The following is a 21101-nucleotide window of genomic DNA, read 5'->3' on the forward strand; positions in this document are numbered from 1 at the left end:
AAGGTCCCGGAGATAGTAGGATAGAGGTATCAGGAATCAAACCATGCTAATTGGAGGAATGACCGATATGAAAACGATCGTGGAAGCGAAACAACTGAAGAAAGTGTACGGCACCAAAGGCAATGTATTTACAGCGCTGAAAGATATCGATTTAACCATAACGCAAGGTGAATTTGTAGGTATTATGGGCCCGTCTGGATCGGGCAAAACAACCCTGCTAAACATGTTAGCCACGATCGATCAGCCAACCTCAGGGGAAATCATCGTTGACGGGATTAGTCTTACGAAGATGAAGGAGGCAGAGCTGGCGAACTTCCGCCGCGACAAGCTGGGCTTCATTTTTCAGGACTATAACTTGCTGGATACGTTGACTGTGAAAGAGAACATCATTCTCCCGCTTGCCTTAGCAAGAATGAATGTGGCTGAATTGGAGCGCCGCGTAGCGGTGATCAGCAAGAAGTTCGGCATTGACCCGTTGCTGGATAAGTACCCCTACCAAATTTCTGGAGGGCAAAAGCAGCGAACAGCCGCATGCCGCGCCATCGTGTCGAACCCCAGTCTCGTACTGGCCGATGAGCCGACAGGGGCGCTGGATTCCAAGTCTGCGACAGAGCTTCTGGAAAGCTTGCAGAGCTTGAATGTGCAGGATAAATCGACGATTCTCATCGTGACGCATGATGCTTTCGCAGCCAGCTATTGTACACGTGTTGTCTTTATTAAAGATGGTCAATTATTCACGGAGTTAAATAAGGGGAACGCTTCGCGCAAGGAGTTTTTCAACAAAGTCATGGATGTGCTCTCGGTGCTAGGGGGTGGGGCAAGTGACCTTATTTAGTCTGGCTAGAAGGAATGTCATCGGTAATCTGAAAAATTATTTGATCTATTTCATCTCGATGATTTTCAGTGTCGTGATTTACTATACGTTCGTTTCCTTGCGCTACAGTGAGGAGATTGCGGCGAATATGCAGAAATGGGAAGGCATGAAGTCCGTTTTCACACAAGCTTCGATCGTGCTCATCCTGTTCGTTGCGGTGTTTATCTGGTATTCCAACTCGTTTTTCACCAAAAAGCGGAAGAAAGAAGTAGGCTTGTACGCGTTGCTTGGCGTGAGGAAGCGTAAAATAGGCACCATGTTATTTTATGAAAATATGATCATGGGCATTGGCGCCGTTGCAGTAGGTATCGTGCTGGGGACGTTACTGTCCAAGCTGTTTGCGATGATGTTCCTCAAATTGCTGGATTCAACCGTTGAAGTCAGCTTCAGTATTTCTTCTGAGGCGATTGTGAACACACTAATCGTATTTGCCATCATCATCGTCGTTACTTCGATCCATAGCTACCGATTGATCTATCGCTTTCAGCTCGTGGAATTGTTCAAGGCAGAGCAAGAGGGGGAGCAGGTACCGAAGCCATCGGCATTTTCAGCAGTTTTGGCCATGGCCCTATTGATTCTCTGCTATTGGACAGTGTTCCAGCCTATGGCGACTTCTGCCCAGTTGGGACGGAACCTCCTCATTATCTTCGGCACCTTGATCGCTGGCACGTATCTGCTATTCCGGTATGCACTCATTTATATCTTGAAAATCGCCCAAAAGACGAAGTCTCGCTACTATAAAGGCATAAACATGATCTCCACAGCGCAATTGATTTATCGCATTCGTGGAAATACGCGAATGTTCACGATGATTGCGCTGCTCAGTGCGCTAACGCTTTGTGTCGTTACAGTGGGTTCAAGCTCCTATTTCACGATCACCAAAGAAGCAGAGGAAGAAGCTCCTTTCAGCTACATGCACATATCACAAGGTGCAAGCTTCGATGGGCAAGTTAGCACTATGCTGGAGCAGGATACAGAACATCCAATCGAAGCCAAGCTAGATGTACCGATTATACGAGTTACGGCGGACGTGACGAATTTCTACTATCGTCCATCAGGTCACTCGCCAAGTTCAGTTCCAATCAAGATGGTGTCAGCCTCCATGTACAATCGTACCTCAGAGGTGTTGAATAGAGAGGGTCAAGTGGTACTCCAAGATCAAGACATCGCGGTCATACAGCCGAGATATTCGACCTTCACCTTGAATGAAGTGAAGGGAGACACGATTACTTTCAATACTCAGGGGGGCAAGCAAACGCTAACGGTCCAGCAACTCATCGTAGGAAGAATATTGCCATGGAGCTTCCCCGATCTCGTCTTCATCGTCAGTGATTCCCTGTATGCCAAGCTGGTCCCAGGATCAGAAGAAGTGACGTACAAAGGGTATGTTGTTAAGAATCAAGGGTCAACGAAGCTGACCTCTAATTCCCTAATGAAGCTGAAAACAGAGCAGTACGGGCTGTCCTCCTACTATTATCAATATCGCCAAAACATGGAGTCAGCAGGCATGGACATATTCACGCTTGGTTTCCTAGGACTTGTCTTCCTGGCTGCGACGGGCTGTATGATTTACTTCAAACAGCTGACGGATGCGAACGAGGATAAAGAGCGCTATGCGATGCTGCGCAAAATCGGTGTCAGCCGCAAAGAAATTAGGACGACGATCGCCAAACAGACCCTGTTCGTATTCATGCTGCCGCTAATACTAGGTGTTGCGCATAGTATCATGGTTCTCAGGGCGCTGACGACGATCAAGCTGATTAGCGGTGAGATCCTCATTCCGGTGATTACGACGACGGTCCTTTATGCAGCTATTTATTTCTGCTACTTCGTGCTATGTCTCGGAGCCTCGAACCGTATCGTCAGCAGGTAAAATGGTGAAAGTGACACCGTCACTTTCATTCTTAGCCTGAACGCTCATCGCATGATGATCCATAATTTGTTTCACAATAGCCAGGCCGAGTCCGAACTGCCCCTTGCCGCCGGTGCGGAAAGGCTCGAACAGATTATCCGCGATTGTCTCATCGAGCAGCGGACCGTCGTTACTCATCCTAATTCCAAAATGAGGAGCGGGACTCATGCGGATCCGAATGCAAGTTTCGGCATAACGAAGCTGATTATCGAGCATGTTTTCCAAAGCGATCTTCCATTGTTCCTGATCTCCATGGAGCGTGTGAGGAGCTAGGTTCAGCTCCCAGGTGATCTCAGGACGCTTATAACGGAGTCGTTCGACAACATCTTCGATGACTGCTTTGATTTCAAAAGCATGGAAAGGCTTCTCTTTGGCCGTAAAATAATTCAATTTGTTCAGTAATAACAGATCGCGGATGCGCTTCTCCAGGCGTTCGCCTTCTTTCATAATGACGCCTAAACTGGCACTTAACGTGCCTTTGGGAAAAACACCATCTTGTATGGATTGCGCATAACTGCGGATCACCATGACCGGTGTTTTTAGTTCGTGCGACGTATGCTGCAGGAAGAATTGCTGCGCACGATCTTGCTTTACAAGCCGCTGCCGCATCAATTCAATGGCTTTGCCTAGGCGGCCAATCTCATCTTTACGGCGCCCCGTGTCGATGGGCTCATGCCAATCGCGTTCGGCCATACGTCCCACATGGCGCTCCATCTGAACGAGCGGACGTGTGAAATACCGAGCCAGCAGTAAGCAGGGGAGCCAGCTGATCACGATAAGGCCAACCATCAATAGGATCAGTCGGACGAACATCGACATGATGAGATCATTGCGGTAGTTGCCCCAAGCGTAGGAAACGATAAAGTTGGGTGCTCCTTGGACGATCTCTTTGCGGATGACATAAAAGATACTGTTATTATCAATACTGCGCGTATACTTGGCAACGGGCTGCATCTGGGCCAGCGCATCTTTCTCCATGGCTGCCATGAACGGCTCTGCAGGACGGAGTGTTGTTGCTGCTACGGCCTCCGCTGCTTGTGTGCCACTGATCGTAAAATGCCGAATGGAAGGGCCGGTCAGTGTTGTGCTTTCAAAAGGAGCTGTTATCTGGGCGGAAAGCTTAGAAACTTCGGTCATTGTGGGAGCAGAAGCGCTCGATGAAGCTCCCATTTGCATGATACTGCTTCCGTCAGCGTTAGGGACAACTAGGACGCGACTTCCAAGCGATGGATCGGATCCTGAGATTGAAGTCATGTTCATAGGCTGTGGTGATAGGGGGATAGCGAAAACAGGACTCGCAACTCTTGTTGCTTCCATCTGGAGACCACTTTGGGTATCCATCAAAATATCATAAAGCTGCTCCGTGAAAAATCCCTTTAACGTCCAAGGCAATAACACCGCGAGCAGTGTGAAAATGAGTAGGGTTAATGCGGCGAATGCTCCCCATAATTTCATGGCGAGCGGCCACTGGCCTAGTCGAAGACTCATGCTTTCACCATCCTATACCCGTATCCGTATACGGTTTCTAAACGCATGTCGGGCAGCTTGCGGCGCAGTCTGCGTACTAAATCATCAACGACACGATCGGTGCCGAAGTAGTCGATGCCCCAAACCGCGCGCAGCACTTGCTCGCGTTCGAGCACCTGTCCTTGATGCTGCACGAAGTAGAGCAGCAGTTCGTATTCCTTCGAAGTCAAATCGAGTGTGGTGCCACCATTATCACTTACGGTGCGAGCGGGCTCGTCGATCGTGTAGGAAGCTAGCGTAGTAAGCTGCGCGCGGCGCTCCATGGAGGCTGTCAGCACGCTGTTCCCTTGCCGTGCGTATACGCGCTCTAGCAGCTTGCGGCAGCGGATGACTAGTTCGCGTGGCAGAAACGGCTTCGCCAAATAGTCGTCGCTCCCAAGCTCAAGACCAATGATGCGATCGATATCGGCATCGCGAGCTGAGATGAAGATCACGGGCTGTGAGGGTTGATCGGCTTTAATCTCTCTGATGAGTTGGAAGCCATCCACGCCTGGCAGCATGATATCGAGGACCCACAAGTCCGGCCGCTCCGAGATCGCTTCTCTGGCTGAGGTTCCATCGGGGAACGAACGCACCTGCCACCCCTCTTTCTCCAAATAGGCGCCAAGTACGCCTCTTAAATGTTCTTCGTCTTCTACTAAAAAGATGCTATACATCGTATATCACGCCTTCCAAGCCTTTTAACATGTGGAAAAGTGGAGCCGATTCGCCATGTTGTGCGATCGGTTCCACTATACTTCATGCTTATTTATTTTTTCTCAGCTTCCGTTTGCTGTTCTTTGATTTTTTTAGTCATGTCACGCATGTCTTCTGTTCCCTTTACAAAATCCTTCAATAAATCCGGCAAGATCGCACGGATTGCATTTGCATCATCCGCTTCTACCGCCTCTGCTAATTTTTGTTGAAGTTTCATGCTTTCAGACTCTACAGGCTTTGCTATCATTATATCACTCGCAACTCCATCCTCAACTGGAAGAAGACGGGTAATCTGCTCTGGAGCTGTCCCATCGGACTTCGTAATGCTTGTAACGAAGCCTTTGGTGGTAGCTGCTACCCCTTCGGGTAGGTTTTTCAGCTCATCAGCAGTGAGAGCAGGTAGTAGAGGTAAAGCTTCGATGTCTTTTCCACCTTCTAAGGACGTTGTGAATGTAGCATCCGAAGATGGGAATACTTGCATTTTGCCATCTGCATCTTCTTTGGAAATGGTTACTGTTTTAGCGAAAGTGGGTTTTGGCAGATCCGCTTCTGCTTGCTTTCGATCGTCTAGCGCTTTCTTCCAGTCAGTCAGGGTATCTGGTGCGTACGTAGTGGCTAGCATTTTCAAATAGTTGCGCTCATGAGCAGGTTGGTTAAGCAAGCCTGCACTCGAAGAGCGGAAGTGAAGGGCTGGCACTGCTCCAACAGCCTTTACCATTTGGATAGCCCCAGTAGGCTTCGCTTCTGTTGTTGTATCTGCCGCAGATGCACTTACTGCACCGAATGCGATGGTTGTCATAATAGCTAGCAGGCTTGTTTGAACGGCGCGTTTTTTCCATGTTGTTTTCATAGTTTGAAAACTCCTTTCGATTTATGTAGCATGCAGGGATGGTTGATTTCCCTTACACCCTTACTGTACCGAAAGATTATGGACATCCTATCGTAACATTGTGGGAAATTGTGTGTTGATAAGAAAACACCACCCCAGGGACAATGCCACTGTGGGGTGGTGTATATAGAAAGGTTCATTCTCCACTTTATCCGATTTCGGCTTTCCCACCCCGGCTAAATGGAAAACATACAGTTAATTCTCGCAAATTCCTCCAAATTTCAAGATTAGATGGAATTTATGTTGTTAGATCATTGAATTTCATCTGCATTCACTTGAAATCTTGAAATTACATGGATAATTTCCAGTTAAATTATGGAAACACGAAGTAGACGTGAAATTAGCTGTACAAACTACAGTTACTCTAGTGTTTAGCCATGGCTGCCCGCATCCCTACACGAGAGAGGAGCGCCAACGTGGCTGCTGGCGTATACAAAAAGGGACGTACTTCTCAAGTACAGTCCCTTTTCCTGTATTTCTCCATAAACGCTCCCGTCCTTGAAGGACGGCGTAGCCTTTTATTTTGCCTACATATTCAAATGCAGCTTACGTGTATTCAACATCCCAGCAAGACCCGTTGGATCTTGACTCACTTTATATTGCACGAAAGCCTCCGCTTGCTCAGAAGTGCGAAGACGAAGCGGCTTAGGATCCATCTCCGTGACGAGTTTAACGACAACATCTGCAACAGACTCTGAGGTTTGCGGCACGGTATTGCGTTTGGAGAAATTATCCAAATATTGCGTTATGATCGGTTTGTAGTCATCTTCCAAGATGCCGCCGGTTTTCTGCACGTGCCCCAGTACCGTAGCATTGAAATTCGTCGCAATCGCACCAGGCTCCAGAAGTGTGACATCAATACCAAAGGCAGGCTTATAGTAGGTAGCTAAGCTTTCAAGCAATCCCTCTACAGCGAATTTTGCAGCGCAGTAGATTTCATTGAAGGGTTGACCGACCAAGCCGCCAACACTCGTTGTCGCGATAAGATGAGCCGAATCCGATTTCCGAAGCAAGGGAAGGCCTGCTCGAATTGTATGCATCACTCCGTATACATTCGTATCGAATACAGTTTGAATTTCCTCGAAAGTCGCCTGCCCCAGCGCACGCAGAAAACCAAAACCTGCATTACAAAGCAGTACATCGAGATGACCATGCTTGGTTTCAATCTCGCCGAAGGCTTTTTCCATAGAAGCGGGATCCGTTACTTCCATTTCCATAAAATGAAGGTTTGAGATACCACTATACTGCTCTTGATCGCGAGCGACATTACGCGTACCTGCATAGACGGTCCAGCCAAGCTCGGCAAACTTCAAGGCGGTTGCAAGTCCGATACCTGAGGATGCCCCCGTAATAGCCATTATTTTATGCATACGATAAACTCCTTATGTGTTTATTTGTTTAACTGTTTAGAAACTAAACAATATACCTGAAAGCCGAATTCGTCAAGAGGAAGATGAAAAGGGTTGTCACACAAGTCCACCAATGTAGTGGGAACGAGGATGCTCTATTTGCGGAAAAATAGGTGAAATCGTCATCGTAAGGGAACTACCGTATCTTATTTCTTTGAAAACTCTCATAACTCACGAAAATTGAGCCTGTAGTGCCTTTACGTTCCCCTTAGTTCTCGTTTCGTCTGATTACGGCCTAATAAGGCATCTTCGTTCCCCTTCGGAGTCTGTTTCGGCTAATTTTAATGAGTTGGAAGAGGAAGCAGCTCTACTAGTAAGACATATAAAAAAGCTGTCCATTATGTAGAAGAATCTACTTATGGTTACAGCTTCTTTAAACAGGCATTTTAGCTAATAGCTGTTGCAATGCCGCGAGCTCTTCTTTTGTATAAGAAGTAAAGAGCTGTTCGATTTTCTTATTATACGCAGCGAGAATGTGAATGATGAGCTCGTTCCCTTTATCCGTCATTTGTAGAAGATGACTGCGGCGACTGGTCGGATGGGGTTTGCGGACAAGTAGTCCTTGCTCCTCCATTTTATCCAATAGCTGTGTAATCGCTCCCCGGGTTAACCCGAATTCGTTGGCCATATCCACCGCGATGCAGTCGGGATGCTTGCGTAGATACTCCAAGACATACATCATAATCGGTGATATCTGAAATTGAGGCAGTACCTGCGTTAAGTAGGAGGAAATGACATTCTTGATTCCGCGAAATTTGGTCGTCATCCATTCATGGTCAGGTGTTGTCATACGTAGCCGCCCTTTAGTGTTTAGTGTCTACCTAGTATGCCAAAAAAAATGACCCACAGCAACGGGCTGTGGGTCTAAGTATATATATTTTAAAGGGGGGTTGGTCTTTATTATAGGCAAGTTACATTAAAACAACATGAAAGTTAGATTTCATTTTCATTACAAATTTGTCAGTGGTAAAATAAGTTGGAAAGCAAACAAAAGCTTGAACCGGAGAGCGGGGTATTTCCAATTGAAGCATTATTCCATGAGGTCACATTTAACGATTACATTTGCCCTGATGGCCTTGATTCCGATCCTGATTCTAGGCGGCTTTCAGGTTTCGCAAATTAAGCATATTACACAGGAAACGAACCAAAACCAGCGGCAGACGACGTATCGCCTTGGAGATGCGGTGGAAGCTTATATGTCCTATCATCGCAATGCCGTTGAAACCTTGGCGGCTACGATCTCGGCATCGGATGCGGCTTTTCGAACTCGGGAGAGTCTGACGTTGAAGCTGCAATCGCTGCAAGAGAATCTGGAGGGATTCACAGGCATCTATGTGGTCGATGATAAAGGTACGATCAAAGCAACACACCGGATGTCGACGGATCTGATTGGTGTTGATGTTAACGATCGAGACTATACGGCACGTGTGAAGGCTGGACAGAAAGCGATTATATCTTCGTTATTCAAAGGCCCTGAGAGCTTGAACCAACCAGCTATAGCGATTGCCGTACCGATTTACAAGGGCAGCAAGCAGGTGGATGGCTTCGTATTAGCTGTACTTGAACTAGGGCCAATTAAGACGCTCGTTACCAAATACGATTATGGGACAGAGGCGTATCCTGTTGTGCTGGATCATGCCGGCAAGCCGATTTATCATCCGAATGCAGCGTTAACGGAATCCATGGCGGATTTATCCAAGGAGCCCGTCGTCGCCGATGCCAAAGTGCACAAACAAGGCGAAGGCACCTACACATTAAGCGCCTCATCGCATAAAGAACTTATTACATACAAGCTTATTCCAGACTTGAATCTCATTGTATGGGTAAGCAGGTCGACCGCAGCCGTCAATGCAGCATTCACGGAATCTTTACGGATCACGTTGCTGTTGTTAGTGTTTACGCTCATTTTAACCTTACTGCTAGGCAGTCTGTTGGCCAAAAGATTGAACGGCACGATCCACGCCTTAGTCGGCTATACACAGCGATTAGCTGGAGGATCATTCGCTCAGCCAGACCAGAAGGTTGTACCGCGAGGAGCACCCGCAGAGCTGCATCAGCTTGCCGAGCATTTCTTCCGCATGGCCGCGCAGATCAAGGAAAACCAACGCGCCTTGCTGCAGCTGAATAGCGAGCTTGAGCATCGCGTAGAAGAGCGCACACAACGATTGCAGGACGAGCATGCGACGCTGAATGCTGTTTTGGAAAGCATGTCAGATGCGATTGTCCTAATTGATGTGCAGCATAACGTGCTGTATGCCAATCATCAGATGGCGGAAAGTTTCGCGATTCCAATGGGTGAATTGTCCCATATGCCAGAAGCTGATTTATTTGAGCGGATTGCTGAGCTATTGCCTGAAGATCAGGACGAGCTCCAATTATGTAAGTTGACAGCAGAGCCGAGAGTTCAGAGCGCCTTAACGGTGAAAACAGAGCAAGGCAAGCCACGCTTTATGATGGTATCCGCGTTTCAGGTTGCGCGGGAGGGGCGGGTATTTGGCCGCGGCTACGTGTGGCGTGACAGAACGAAGGAGCATGAAATCGATGCGCTGAAGAACGATCTCATCTCACTAGCGTCGCATGAATTCAAAACTCCGATTACGAGTATCCGCGGCGGTGTGGAAACATTGCTGCGCAGGGATGCCCACTGGGATGAGGACTTTAAGCTGGAGCTGCTGGAAGGCATTCACGAGGATATAGGCCGAATCCAAGATCTTATCGATGAGTGGCTGGATATATCCAAAATCGAATCAGGTGCGATGGGGATACATCCGCAACCGTTGAGGCTAGCCGCCGTAATCGAAAGTGCTAGACATAGACTGCCTGAAGATATCAGCGCTGCACGACTTCAATTGGAGGTTGCGTTATCTTCGGATACGCCTCTAGTTTTTGCAGATAAGCTCCGGATGGAACAGGTTTTCTTGAACTTGTTCATCAATGCAGTTCGCTATAACGAGCGGGAACCGATCATTCAGGTGACCACACATGCAGATGAAGAGTATGTCTACGTTCACGTACAGGATAATGGGATCGGTATCGCAGAGGAACATTTGGAGAAATTATTCGATCGCTTCTATCGCGTGGACGTATCGTCCAGTCGTCAAACCGGGGGCACGGGGCTTGGGTTGGCGATTTGCAAAGGAATTATGGAAGCCCATGGCGGAGCCATTCAGGTTGAAAGCCAACTGGGTGAGGGAAGCCGATTCACTTTGATGATTCCACGGTTTAATGGGGGAGATGAGCTAGCATGAGCGCAAAGAAAATCATGATCGTCGACGATGAGCCCAAAATCATTCGGTTCATCGCGGCGAATTTGAAATCCTTAGGTTTCGAAACGGTGGCCTGTCAGAGCGGGGCCGAGGCGCTGGAGAAGATGGAAGCCGTCGATCCAGATTTGATATTGCTGGATCTAATGATGCCGGGGATGGATGGCTTCGAAGTATTGCGCAGACTGCGCGCTTATTCGAGTGTGCCTGTTATTATGCTAACAGCAAGAAGCAATGGTGCAGATAAAGTGCAGGGGTTGAATCTCGGGGCGGATGATTATTTGACCAAGCCGTTTTCGCTGGACGAGCTGTTCGCCAGAGTCAATGCGGTGCTCCGTCGCTTGGATGGACGTATGCCTTCACCATCTACGGTGAGTGAATTGACCGTTGGACCTGTGAACGTCAATCTAGCTCAGCGACGCATCCGACTAGGTGGAACGGACGTGAAATTCACCGAGACGGAATATAATTTGTTCGTTCTACTCTTGCAGTATGAAGGCAAAGTCATGACGCATGAGCAGTTGTTGAGCGAGATTTGGGGAAGTGAGTATCGCGATGAGGTTGAGTATTTGCGCGTTACCATCGCGCGCATTCGGCAGAAGCTGAAGGCCCACACCGAAGGGCAGGAAGTGATTGTGACCTACCCTGGTGTTGGTTATATGGCGAAGGGGGATTGATTTCCGGCGATACAGGAAGAAAGCGGCTCTTGAGCAATTCAATACCTACCGAGATACTTTTATAAAGTTGGCGAAGAATTAGGGCATGATGATGTGTGAAATGCTGGTCGCGAGTAGAGTAACCACTGTCTTCCAGGTAAATAAATGGATTTTATACAGTTAAATATTGAGGTTTTCCGTACAAACGCAGATTAGATGGAAAAACTGTAGTTAATTTCGACCACTTTAGCCGATATGCACCAAAGAGGCAATATTAACTACATATTTTCCAGTTAAATCGATTATTCTAAGAAATTTCACCTTAATAGATGTATATTATCCAGTTAATCAGATTTGTGAATCAAGACTGTCTCCAAACCTAGGAACTCTAAGGATCGGCTAAGACTAGTTATTCGTCAACAGCTGCACATCAAGCGGGTAATCAGGCAGCTCGAATTCACGTGTCGTGCCTGCTGCCAGGTCGACCACCGTCATTCCATTCCAGCCCGTATCGGCATAAGTGACGCCCCCTGTGAGATAGGCATAGCGCCCATCGGCGCTGCTGGCGACCATTTGGTGCATGCGAGTTAACGGGATTATCTTTTCCTTATAGGTATTGGCGTCGAGCACAGTCAAATTGGGCTTGCCCGTAGCACTGCCTGCCGAACCGATGCCAACGACCAGCAGCTGCTTGCCGTCCGGGGTAAGCGTGACACCTTCTTGGTGTGTGTTCCCCGTCAAGGGCTCGGTTGTGTAGCTGCCGCTCTTCGGATCCAGCACCACAAGGCCGCGGCCTTGGTAAGGCAGAAGTAAGCGGCCGTCAGCTCGAACTGCGGCATAGTGCGGCTTCTCGAAGCCCCCTTTACCGAAAGGAGCAGCTTCTAACGTGCGAGCTTTGAGGTTGGAAGGATCAACAGCCGTCACGGTGTAGCCGTCGTGATCGATACTGTAGACTTCGCGACCGTCAAGGCTGGTTACAACGTCAAAAGGTCGTACGCCAACAGCGACTCGGCCTGTCATTGCAAGCTTTTCCGAATCTAAGATCTCAAGTTGGCTCTTACCTCCATCGAGATACACACCGACATATATGAATTTACCGTCTGGCGATACGGCAACTCCCATGCCGCCCGAGCGGTATTCACCAAAGCGTGGTGGTTTACCCACATTAGCCTGATAAGGGACAAGCGCAATTCGTGAACGAAGCTTTGTATCGATGACGGCTACGCCTTCAGCAGTCGACACATAAGCGCGATGATTCGGCCCTTCTGCGATGGCAAAAGGGGCCGTTCCTACGACAAGTTTCTCCATCCGGCCTGAAGCGGGATCGAGGAAGGACATGTAGTCACTTTTCGAATGCGTCACCATCAGGGTTGTATCCACAGCCGCTGGAGGTGAAGGGCTCGCAGTCGCCGGTAAGGAACTTGTCGCCGGTGTTTGGGTTGCAGCAGCAGTAGGAGAAGGCGTTGCTGTCTTCGTTGGGTTGATGGTGTTGACTGCGTTCGGCTGTTGGCCGCTACAGCCAACTAACACAAGAAACAGCGTGAGCGGTGTTAAGCGTGCGAATAGAGAACTATTCATGAATGCCATATAGAAGGTCACCTCTGGATTTAGAGTAAAAGAAGCCAAGGAAACACAGTACCTGTGGATAAGTTTAGCAAACAAAGGTAAGGAAGAGAACCTGATCACAGGTCATCTTCCTTATCTTTTTGTCATTCGATTGTTGAGGTTACACTTACTTTTTCAAGTTTAAAGTGACGCCTGTTGCTGTCGCCCATGCACCTACTGGCGCAACTGTGTATGTTGTGTCTGGAACCAACTGATCATTGTTGAGAAGCGTGAACGTACCCACGGCACCTTTGCGTGTCGTCAAGCTGTATTCAGCAGTCAGAACTTTGCCATCGGCAGCAGTTAGGGTTACGCGGCGGGAAACGAAGATTTCATCCTTCGGATCCTGCGTTAGTGTGACTGCAATTGTCTTCGCATCAACCGCGGCAGCGGATTGAAGCTGGAGCGGAGCGAATGCTTTTGCCGTAAAAGTAGGGTTCTTTAGGGTCGCCCAGTCTGCGGAAACCGTATAGGTCACACCAGGTTTGAAGGTCTCTCCGTTAGGCAAAATGAACTTCGGCGCTTGGCGACCATCGGTTGCTTGCGTGAATGGCAAGTAATTAGCTGTCATCGTTGCACCGCCCGCAGGGGTGATTTGAACTTGGCGATTACGCATGGAAGATAGGATCTGGTAAGTCATGCCGTTGTAACGATTCGATGCATCAACGATAAAGGAACCAGGACGACCCTTGCTGTAAGCGGCGATGACATAACCATAATCCGCAACACCGTCAGTCAGATGGGATTCAACTTCGAATAGATCATTGGCAACCTGAGCCGTGGAATCCAAACGGATTTTCTCTGTGCTAGCTGTGAATGTTACAGCAGGTTGACCTTTATAAGACAGTGAGTACGTTGTACCTGCTTTTTGTGTTGGAACTGGAACGATATAGGTGGATACAGCACCTGTTTTTAGGCGCGGCACGTTATTGATAGCAAGGCCATTGTCGAAAACAAAGTTTTTGGACGCCGGATCTAGCTCTAATTCTGCCGTCGGAATCGGTGCTGAGAAGGTCACCTGTAGGGAAATAGCATTCAAAACTTCCAGTTTCGTGACACGAACAGGAGCGACTTTCTGAGCATCAACGAGAAGCAAGGCAGCTTGACCGCGTGTAACTTGGCTGCTTAGTGATGCGTAGCTTGGCAACTGGCGAATCGTTGCAACGTCAACTTGAAGCACCGTCGCAATGATGCTGCTCAACTGCTCGGCCGTGATCGTCTGCGCCCCAGCGAATTGCTGGCCGGACACACTATTCATAGCGCCTAATGACTGAAGGGAAATGGCGTAGTTATAGTACCAATCTTTTGAAGTCACATCTTGAAAAGGACTAGCTGTCGTTGCATCCACAGAAGTATTTACGTGGAAAGAGAGGGCTACCATTTTGGCAATCTCACTGCGTGTGACGGCTTGATTAGGTTTGAACGTATTGTTCTCATAACCAGACAGTACCTGCTGCTGAGCTAATTGCTCAATCGCAGTTTGGATTTGCGCAACACTTGCGGAATCCGTGAAAGGATTTGCTGCTAGGGCATGGTAAGGAAGAATGGCGGATATTAGGGCAGTTGCTGAAATCGTGAGAGCGGCAAGAACTTTTTGTTTATTTTTCATCGAGAAACACTCCTCAAGTGGATTGGATTTGTTTGTTGCGCTGTTGTCTACAGGACTAATCTTACTAATTCAAGCATAACAATCGCATAAAAATGAGGAGTGAGACATTACAATTTCGTAAAAATGAGTAGCGGCATTTTTATTTTCCACAACATTTTTGCTAATGGTAAAATAGAGCTATCTTAATTTCGAAGGTGGACTGAAACCAATTGAAGCAGAAGATCGAATATGACAATCTCATTCCAATTAATGCGTATCTTTGGTGTCCAAAACCGTATCCACAACCTCTTCATTTCCATTCTAGCTTGGAAATTGGCTTTTGCCGGGGAGGGAGAGGGCAATTTATTTTTGAAAATAAACGATACGAAGTTCGCAAAGGCGATGTCTTTATTGTCAATAATACGGAGCTTCATATTGCTCAATCCGCACAGCACGATCCAAGCCAATATATTTTTCTGAATTTCGATCCGAGTCTCCTTTTTGAAGAAGATGAACGATTATTACTGCCATTTGCCTATCGTTCTGAGAGATTTGAGAACCATATTGGGGCTGGAACACCGCTTGCGGGGCAAATCGGGGTACTCATTCAACAGATTTATGAGGAGCTTGATGCAAAGGCTGAGGGTTATCTAACGCTTACTCGTTGCAAATTGCTAGAGTTGGGGGTTATCTTACTTCGCCATTACAGGAGTGCTTTCAGCAATGAGCAATGGAAGAATATGTCCAATTCGCAGCGCGAGATCAAAGAAGTGATGCTTTTTGTGAAAGAACGGTATCAAGAGCCCCTTCAACTTACCGATGTTGCTGAGCATCTAGGCTGGAGCACCGCGCGGACAAGCCGCCTTTTTAAGGAGCATACTGGCATCAGCTTTATTGCTTATATGACGCAGCTGCGCATTAGCGAAGCTAAGAAACAGCTTGTCACGAGCCTCGATAGTATCGCAGACATTAGCTTTTCCAGTGGGTTTCAGAGCTTGGCCTCCTTCTATCGAGCCTTTAATTTGGATGCCGGACTATCTCCTCAAGAATATCGTAAACAATTTGGCGTGAAGCAATTATTTTGAGAAGTGCGAAAGAAATTGAGAAGATTCGCTAAAGCCAAATTCGTATAATCAGCTTAAAATCTTATATTAAAGGTGGTTTTACGATGGCTGGCTGGGAAAAATTAAAGGGAATTGTACATGCGGAAATCAAACAAAGGGGAGAAGAGGGCTGCGATGTCAGCGGATTTCTAGACAAGTGGGCTGCAGCCGGAGATGACGAAGCGAGGCTGATGGCGGTTTATCACCAGTTGATGGAGCTTGAAATTAGCGCTGATTTTACATATACAGAGCCTTCAGATCTACCTGGCATTCTTGCGTTACGACCTGAAGGACCTAGACAACTAACAGTTGATAAATCCGAAGCCGAATGGCTCAACCAATTCCACGGTGCGTGGCTTGGCAGGAGTATTGGATGCGCATTAGGCAAACCGCTGGAAAATGGTCATTTTATGTACGGCAGTGGTGGGAGACACGGATGGAAAAATATCGAGCTATGGTTCAAAGGAGCAGATGCTTGGCCAATTAGCGGTTATACCCCAGGGAGTTCGCGGGCGTCTGCCGAGTACGGTTTGAATTTGAATGAGTGGTGCCATAAAAGCTTGAAAGAACGTATTCAGTTTATGGAAACCGACGATGATATCCGTTACACCGTGTTAGGCTTGATTCTTCTAGAGGAAAAAGGTTTGGATTTTGATAGCTGGGATATTGGCAAACTGTGGCATATGTATCTTAGCTATCAGCAGGTATGTACAGCAGAGACGCAAGCATATATGAATTTCGCTCAGGTAACCTCGCATATGCAAGGTGAAAAAACGGAGGACTGGGCACAGAAGAGTGATTGGGTGCGAACTTGGTTAAATCCGTATCGGGAGTGGATTGGAGCACAGATCAGAGCTGATGGCTTTGCTTACGGCGCGGCAGGAAATCCAGAGTTGGCAGCTGAATTAGCTTGGCGGGATGCTTCCTTTTCCCATGTGAAGAACGGCATTTACGGGGAAATGTTTGTGGCTGCCATGATTGCAGCAGCTTTTAACGAAACGGATAATGAACGCATTGTGGAAATAGGACTTAGTGAAATTCCAAGCAACTGCCGGCTGGCTCATGATATTCGCAAAGCAGTAGACATTGCACGCAGTGCAGTTGACCAATTGGATCTTGTCGATCGCATCTGGGAAGCGTTCAAGCACTATCATTGTGTGCATACGAACAATAATGCAGCCTTAGTTGCTGCGTCGCTGATCTTTGCGAAGGATGATTTTGAGCTGGCTATTACGACAGCCGTTCTAGGTGGTTGGGATACGGATTGCAACGGTGCTACTGTTGGATCCATTATGGGGGCGAAGCTCGGGGCTGATAAGCTTCCGGCCTCTTGGGCAGATCCGCTCCACGATACGCTATATTCAGAAGTGAGAGGGTTCCATCCGATCGCGATTTCGGAATGCGCGAGACGCAGCTTTGAGGTGTTTAAGAAGATATCGGCCGAATATGAGGCTAGACAATAGCTTTCATTGATTTAAATCGGTGGATCAAAGACTGGACTAAAGGGCTGGTCTTTTTTGATTTTATTCTCAGAAAAGTGAGTTGATCGGAGGGGAGTTTCGCAATTCTCCTGTGTGTCAGATGAATAGATGGATTTTCTGCTGTTAAATATTGGTTTTTATTGAACAAACGAAGAACAGATGGAAAATCTGCAGCTAATTTTTACTATTTTACCTAATAGGAAGAAAAAGGAGAGATTTAACTACAGGTTTTCCAGTTAAATTGAGTTTTCTAGGAAATTTCTCATAAATAGCTGTACATTTTCCAGTTAATCAAATTTGTGAATTACGAGCACCTCCTAACCTGCAAACTCCACACAATGAAATTTATTATGGGTAAGCGTGATTTGTCAGAGTTCGACAAATTTACACAGGAGTTAGATGCTAAGGGCGGGAAGACTGCGATTGATGCTTTAAATGAGTGGTTTACGAAGAAGTAAAATTAGGTGAAGAAATGAAAGAGCCATCCTCAAGTAGATTAGCTACTTTGGGGGTGGCTCTTATTTGTTTGGCGAATATGAGGTAAGGTACTAGGCGAATAAGATTGGATTAGTGAGTCAACGCATCCTGCGAATTCTCTGTCTTCACGATGCTATGTGAAGATGAACCTGTAAGGCGCTGTGGCGGGAAGACTTGGCGAACAGGTGCAATGATGAGTGCAGCTACGACCGCTTTAATCGCATCTCCAGCGAGGAATGGATAGCATCCTGCGGCCATTGCATCTGCAAAGGAATAAGCAGGTACTTTATACATTAACCATGGTACGCCAGCTAAATATGCAAAAAGGGAACCGAAAACTTCAAGAACAAGAAATGCAGCAATATAGCCCTTGATGCCTTTCAGACGAATACGAGGTAAAATAAGACCAATGAGTAGGGCGCATATCGGCCAGATCATGATAAAGCCACCGCTTGGTCCGAGCACTTTGGCAATACCGCCAGTCCCAGCTAGAAGGGGAAAACCCAGTGCAGTAAGAACAACGACAAGGGCCATACTTAGAAATCCGTATCGTGCGCCTAGTAACCCTCCAGCGAGCATAACGGCTAATGTTTGAAGTGTAATGGGTACAGGTGACGTAGGAAGAGGAATTTTGATAAAGCTGAATAACACGAGAATTGCTGCAAATAATGCGCTGAAAATTACACCACGTAACGTAAGTTTCATATTGTTGATCACTCCTGTTTCTGGTATTGTTATTGTATTGTCAACCAAATTACTGGTTAACAAGTTGACAATACAGATGATAGCACAACTGCTAGAAAAGTGAAAGGAACTTTTTTACATATGCCAACAAGAGAAAAATTAATGTCATTAAAGAACGCTTCGATCGTCTATCGAATGGAATCAGGAGAAGGGCGGCGTGTATGGTCGGGCGTCTCGCTAGACATTCATAGAGGTGAGTGGATCGCTGTTGTGGGACCCAATGGGAGCGGGAAAAGTACACTTGCTAGCGTGCTGCTAGGCTTGAATCCGTTGTCGGAAGGGCAAGTTCAGCGTAGAACGGTCGATGTGACGCAGGCGACAAGAGGCGTGCTCCAATTGCCAGAAGCTCAATTCCTAGGAGAAACAATAGGGGAGGAACTAGATTTCTTGCCACAAGCGCAACAATTAACGGCTGAGGAACGCAGGAGCTGGTATACGGAAGTATTAGCTGCTGTAGGCTTGTCACTTTCTCCAGAGCGTACAATGGCTACCTTATCTGGGGGACAGAAACAACTTGTAAATCTCGCTGCTGCACTCGCAGCAAGTCCAGAGATTCTGCTTTTGGACGAACCGACGGCCATGCTGGATCCAGCATCTCGCAAAGAAGTTCGGGAAGCTGTGCGCCAGGCGCATCAACGTGGAACGACGATTGTATGGATTTCACATCGGTTGGAAGAGGTGGCGGATGCGAGTCGTGTTGTCGGATTTGGAGCAGGAAGGATTACCTTTGATGGGGATCCGCGTGAGTTTTTTTATGGGGAAGCTGTGGGGGAATCTGAGAAATTAAAGAAATCTGAGAAATCTGAGGAAACCGAGAAAATCGAGAAATTTGAGAAATTAAAGAAATTCGATAAATCTTCGCCTTGTGTGGAACTTGGCTTTGATCCGCCCTTTGTGATTCAAACGGCGATGCATCTGCTAGAACAGGGTCTCACTTTAGACCCTCTTCCGCTGAACATGGAAGAATTGGCGGAGGTGATCTCATGCCGATCGTTTTGAAGGATGTAGGGGTAACAGCTCCTGATTCTCCTGAGGTGACACTGCTCCAGGATATAAGCTTTACGCTGCAGGAAGGATCCGTGACTTTGCTTATCGGCCACGCAGGTTCAGGGAAATCAACGTTACTGCAAGTGATGTCGGGTCTACTTAAGCCACAAGCCGGAACGATTACGGTGGATGAACAGCCGATTTGGCTGAAACCGATGAAAGCCGATCCCAAGCAATTGCTTCGCATCGGCTTAACGTTTCAATTCCCCGAGCAGCAATTGTTTGCACGCAGCATAGCTCAAGAATTCGCTTATTCGCTTCGGCCGTATAAACTTGAAAAGGAAGAGCGGGATCGCCGCATTCGCGAGGCGACCCATGCGCTCGATCCGCATGGCGTCTTCGCCATGGATCGCTCGCCCTTCGCGCTCAGCGGCGGCGAGCAGCGCCGGCTCGCGCTGGCGACCACCTTCGCCACGGCGCCGGATTGGCTCCTCATGGACGAGCCAACTGCCGGCCTCGAGGCGGCCGCCGTGCGCGAGCTGCTGCGCATGCTGCGCGAGCGTGGCGGTCGTGGCGGGCTCGTCGTCGCCACGCATGATCTGGACACGTTCTTTCCGCTAGCGGACCGTGTCCTCGTTCTAGACCATGGCGAGCTCGTCTTCGACGGCTCGCCGCAAGAGCTCTGCCGCGCGCCCGAGGTGCTGGCGCGCGCCGGGGTTGGCCTCCCGAGCTGCGCGGAGGCCTCTGTGGAGATGGCGCGCGTTGGCATCGCCATCGCGCCGGATCTGCTCACGCCGGCGCTTGCCGCGTCGGCGATCTTGGCTGCGCTGCGCGAAGCGGGCAGCGCCAGCGCTTCTGCGCCAGCGGTGGCGCAGCCACCGCGGCCCGCGCAGCGGCCGGCGCCGGAACCACCCGCGCCGCAGGCGGGGTGGCTGGGGCTGGACCCGCGCGCGAAGTGGCTGCTCTACCTGCTGCTCGCCATCGGCACGATGGGGCAGCAGGGGTGGGGTAGCCTCGCGGTGGCCGCGGTGCTCGTGGGCTGCGCGTTTCTCGGCCTCCCGCGCAGTGTGTTGCGCGGAATCCGCAAGATCGCAACGTCGTATGCGATTTTCTTGATCTTTTCCGTTGCGCTGGCGGGGATCGAATTCTCACCGCTTGGCTACTCGGTTGACAATGGTTGGAGCACCACCTTTATTCTGACGCGATTATTTGTCGTCTTGATGGCAGGCTGCTGGCTCGCCATGTCGACCCCCTATAGCCAGCTCGTGCAGGGACTGAACTGGGCATTGAAATATTTGTACAAAGTAAAGTTGCCCGTGGCATCCTTCTCCTTGGCGGTTTCGTTTGTTTTCCGCTTCATCCCGCTCATTATGCGGGAGTGGCAGCAATTCTCGATGATCGTGCGAGCACGAGGCAAAGCCTCTGTTCGCCCAGGTAGTGTTCGAGTGCGCGACATTCCTGCATTGGTCGTTCCACTTTTACTAGGAATGTTCCACAAAGCAGAGCAAATGACGGTTGCGATGGAGATGAAACAAATCGATGGCACAACGTTGCTTCTCCGGAAGAACACGCTGGAGTGGCGGAGAACGGATACGATCTTAGTGGTGATTGCTTTATTTGCTTGGGTGCTTTTGCTTTTTACTTAACAGTAGTAACAACCTAGCAGTATCAGTAGTGTCATTAGCCAACAAGTAGCAACAAGTAGCAACAAGTAGCAACAAGTAGCAACAAGTATCCAACAAGTATCCAGCAAGTAAGATGCTAACGGACACAGCAGATGTTATTAGGTTATATTCGATTGCTTAGCTAGGCTAACGGACATGGATGACCTTATTTGACTGAAATCAGGGAACTTTCGGCTTGTTAGGGCCGTTTAACGGCTATCGTGTC

The 21101-nt window shown here is 48.3% G+C and carries 16 protein-coding genes; 8 read left to right on the forward strand and 8 right to left on the reverse strand.

The annotated features are described in order from the left end of the window. The first annotated feature begins 67 nt into the window (after positions 1-67). Both AB4114_RS16225 and AB4114_RS16230 read left to right on the forward strand, forming a co-directional pair. The gene (locus AB4114_RS16225; RefSeq protein WP_441989377.1) at positions 68-835 is read left to right on the forward strand and encodes an ABC transporter ATP-binding protein; all 768 of its coding nucleotides are present in this window, start codon (positions 68-70) and stop codon (positions 833-835) included. Continuing rightward, on the forward strand, positions 822-2747 hold the full coding sequence (locus tag AB4114_RS16230; RefSeq protein ID WP_441989378.1) for an ABC transporter permease: 1926 nt from the start codon (positions 822-824) through the stop codon (positions 2745-2747). The genes AB4114_RS16225 and AB4114_RS16230 overlap by 14 nt, the downstream gene beginning before the upstream one ends. On the opposite strand, the gene AB4114_RS16235 is transcribed toward AB4114_RS16230, so the two are convergent. The 5 genes from AB4114_RS16235 to AB4114_RS16255 all read right to left on the reverse strand — a co-directional run bounded on the left by AB4114_RS16235 (position 2709) and on the right by AB4114_RS16255 (position 8097). Continuing rightward, positions 2709-4274 (reverse strand): HAMP domain-containing sensor histidine kinase, encoded by a 1566-nt coding sequence (locus tag AB4114_RS16235; protein ID WP_441989379.1) that lies wholly within the window; start codon positions 4272-4274, stop codon positions 2709-2711. The two genes, AB4114_RS16230 and AB4114_RS16235, sit on opposite strands and share 39 nt — an antisense overlap. Beyond that, the gene (locus AB4114_RS16240; protein WP_441989380.1) at positions 4271-4969 is read right to left on the reverse strand and encodes a response regulator transcription factor; all 699 of its coding nucleotides are present in this window, start codon (positions 4967-4969) and stop codon (positions 4271-4273) included. The genes AB4114_RS16235 and AB4114_RS16240 overlap by 4 nt, the downstream gene beginning before the upstream one ends. Before the next feature lie 92 nt (positions 4970-5061). Further along, positions 5062-5859 (reverse strand): hypothetical protein, encoded by a 798-nt coding sequence (locus tag AB4114_RS16245; RefSeq protein ID WP_441989381.1) that lies wholly within the window; start codon positions 5857-5859, stop codon positions 5062-5064. A gap of 566 nt (positions 5860-6425) precedes the next feature. After that, positions 6426-7268, reverse strand: a complete 843-nt coding sequence (locus AB4114_RS16250) for an SDR family oxidoreductase (RefSeq protein WP_441989382.1) — start codon at positions 7266-7268, stop codon at positions 6426-6428. Positions 7269-7680: 412 nt separating this feature from the next. Further along, entirely contained in the window at positions 7681-8097 is a 417-nt protein-coding gene (locus AB4114_RS16255; protein WP_441989383.1) for a MarR family winged helix-turn-helix transcriptional regulator, read from the reverse strand. Positions 8098-8344: 247 nt separating this feature from the next. Between AB4114_RS16255 and AB4114_RS16260 the strand changes: the two genes are divergently transcribed. Both AB4114_RS16260 and AB4114_RS16265 read left to right on the forward strand, forming a co-directional pair. After that, positions 8345-10555 (forward strand): sensor histidine kinase, encoded by a 2211-nt coding sequence (locus tag AB4114_RS16260; protein WP_441989384.1) that lies wholly within the window; start codon positions 8345-8347, stop codon positions 10553-10555. After that, a complete protein-coding gene (locus tag AB4114_RS16265; protein WP_441989385.1) occupies positions 10552-11247 on the forward strand; it encodes a response regulator transcription factor in 696 nt (231 codons plus the stop codon). The genes AB4114_RS16260 and AB4114_RS16265 overlap by 4 nt, the downstream gene beginning before the upstream one ends. Before the next feature lie 384 nt (positions 11248-11631). On the opposite strand, the gene AB4114_RS16270 is transcribed toward AB4114_RS16265, so the two are convergent. Both AB4114_RS16270 and AB4114_RS16275 read right to left on the reverse strand, forming a co-directional pair. Then, positions 11632-12813: a YncE family protein gene (locus tag AB4114_RS16270; protein ID WP_441989386.1), complete on the reverse strand. Its 1182-nt coding sequence runs from the start codon at positions 12811-12813 to the stop codon at positions 11632-11634. A gap of 145 nt (positions 12814-12958) precedes the next feature. Further along, on the reverse strand, positions 12959-14440 hold the full coding sequence (locus tag AB4114_RS16275; RefSeq protein ID WP_441989387.1) for an S-layer homology domain-containing protein: 1482 nt from the start codon (positions 14438-14440) through the stop codon (positions 12959-12961). A gap of 209 nt (positions 14441-14649) precedes the next feature. Here AB4114_RS16275 and AB4114_RS16280 point away from each other — a divergent pair, with 209 nt between their 5' ends. Together AB4114_RS16280 and AB4114_RS16285 are read left to right on the forward strand one after the other, a co-directional pair. Then, complete coding sequence (locus AB4114_RS16280) at positions 14650-15504, forward strand: helix-turn-helix domain-containing protein (protein WP_441989388.1); 855 nt, start codon at positions 14650-14652, stop codon at positions 15502-15504. Between the two features lie 83 nt (positions 15505-15587). Next, positions 15588-16985, forward strand: a complete 1398-nt coding sequence (locus AB4114_RS16285; protein ID WP_441989389.1) for an ADP-ribosylglycohydrolase family protein — start codon at positions 15588-15590, stop codon at positions 16983-16985. 585 nt (positions 16986-17570) lie between these two features. Here AB4114_RS16285 and AB4114_RS16290 read toward each other — a convergent pair. Beyond that, positions 17571-18185, reverse strand: coding sequence for a biotin transporter BioY (locus AB4114_RS16290; protein WP_441989390.1), 615 nt, complete (start codon positions 18183-18185; stop codon positions 17571-17573). A 141-nt stretch (positions 18186-18326) separates the two neighbouring features. Between AB4114_RS16290 and AB4114_RS16295 the strand changes: the two genes are divergently transcribed. Together AB4114_RS16295 and AB4114_RS16300 are read left to right on the forward strand one after the other, a co-directional pair. Then, positions 18327-19223: an energy-coupling factor ABC transporter ATP-binding protein gene (locus AB4114_RS16295; RefSeq protein WP_441989391.1), complete on the forward strand. Its 897-nt coding sequence runs from the start codon at positions 18327-18329 to the stop codon at positions 19221-19223. Further along, the gene (locus AB4114_RS16300) at positions 19208-20857 is read left to right on the forward strand and encodes an ATP-binding cassette domain-containing protein (protein ID WP_441989392.1); all 1650 of its coding nucleotides are present in this window, start codon (positions 19208-19210) and stop codon (positions 20855-20857) included. Before AB4114_RS16295 ends, AB4114_RS16300 begins: the two co-directional genes overlap by 16 nt. Positions 20858-21101: the final 244 nt, after the last annotated feature.

Origin of the sequence: Paenibacillus sp. 2RAB27 (genome assembly GCF_052115445.1) — a bacterium.
Classification (GTDB): Bacteria; Bacillota; Bacilli; order Paenibacillales; family NBRC-103111; genus Paenibacillus_E.

Coding starts and splice junctions, on each gene's coding strand:
- AB4114_RS16225 (WP_441989377.1), top strand. CDS start 68: ATGAAAACGATCGTGGAAGCGAAACAACTGAAGAAAGTGTACGGCACC.
- AB4114_RS16235 (WP_441989379.1), bottom strand. CDS start 4,274: ATGAGTCTTCGACTAGGCCAGTGGCCGCTCGCCATGAAATTATGGGGA.
- AB4114_RS16240 (WP_441989380.1), bottom strand. CDS start 4,969: ATGTATAGCATCTTTTTAGTAGAAGACGAAGAACATTTAAGAGGCGTA.
- AB4114_RS16245 (WP_441989381.1), bottom strand. CDS start 5,859: ATGAAAACAACATGGAAAAAACGCGCCGTTCAAACAAGCCTGCTAGCT.
- AB4114_RS16250 (WP_441989382.1), bottom strand. CDS start 7,268: ATGCATAAAATAATGGCTATTACGGGGGCATCCTCAGGTATCGGACTT.
- AB4114_RS16255 (WP_441989383.1), bottom strand. CDS start 8,097: ATGACAACACCTGACCATGAATGGATGACGACCAAATTTCGCGGAATC.
- AB4114_RS16260 (WP_441989384.1), top strand. CDS start 8,345: ATGAGGTCACATTTAACGATTACATTTGCCCTGATGGCCTTGATTCCG.
- AB4114_RS16265 (WP_441989385.1), top strand. CDS start 10,552: ATGAGCGCAAAGAAAATCATGATCGTCGACGATGAGCCCAAAATCATT.
- AB4114_RS16270 (WP_441989386.1), bottom strand. CDS start 12,813: ATGGCATTCATGAATAGTTCTCTATTCGCACGCTTAACACCGCTCACG.
- AB4114_RS16275 (WP_441989387.1), bottom strand. CDS start 14,440: ATGAAAAATAAACAAAAAGTTCTTGCCGCTCTCACGATTTCAGCAACT.
- AB4114_RS16285 (WP_441989389.1), top strand. CDS start 15,588: ATGGCTGGCTGGGAAAAATTAAAGGGAATTGTACATGCGGAAATCAAA.
- AB4114_RS16290 (WP_441989390.1), bottom strand. CDS start 18,185: ATGAAACTTACGTTACGTGGTGTAATTTTCAGCGCATTATTTGCAGCA.
- AB4114_RS16295 (WP_441989391.1), top strand. CDS start 18,327: ATGTCATTAAAGAACGCTTCGATCGTCTATCGAATGGAATCAGGAGAA.
- AB4114_RS16300 (WP_441989392.1), top strand. CDS start 19,208: ATGCCGATCGTTTTGAAGGATGTAGGGGTAACAGCTCCTGATTCTCCT.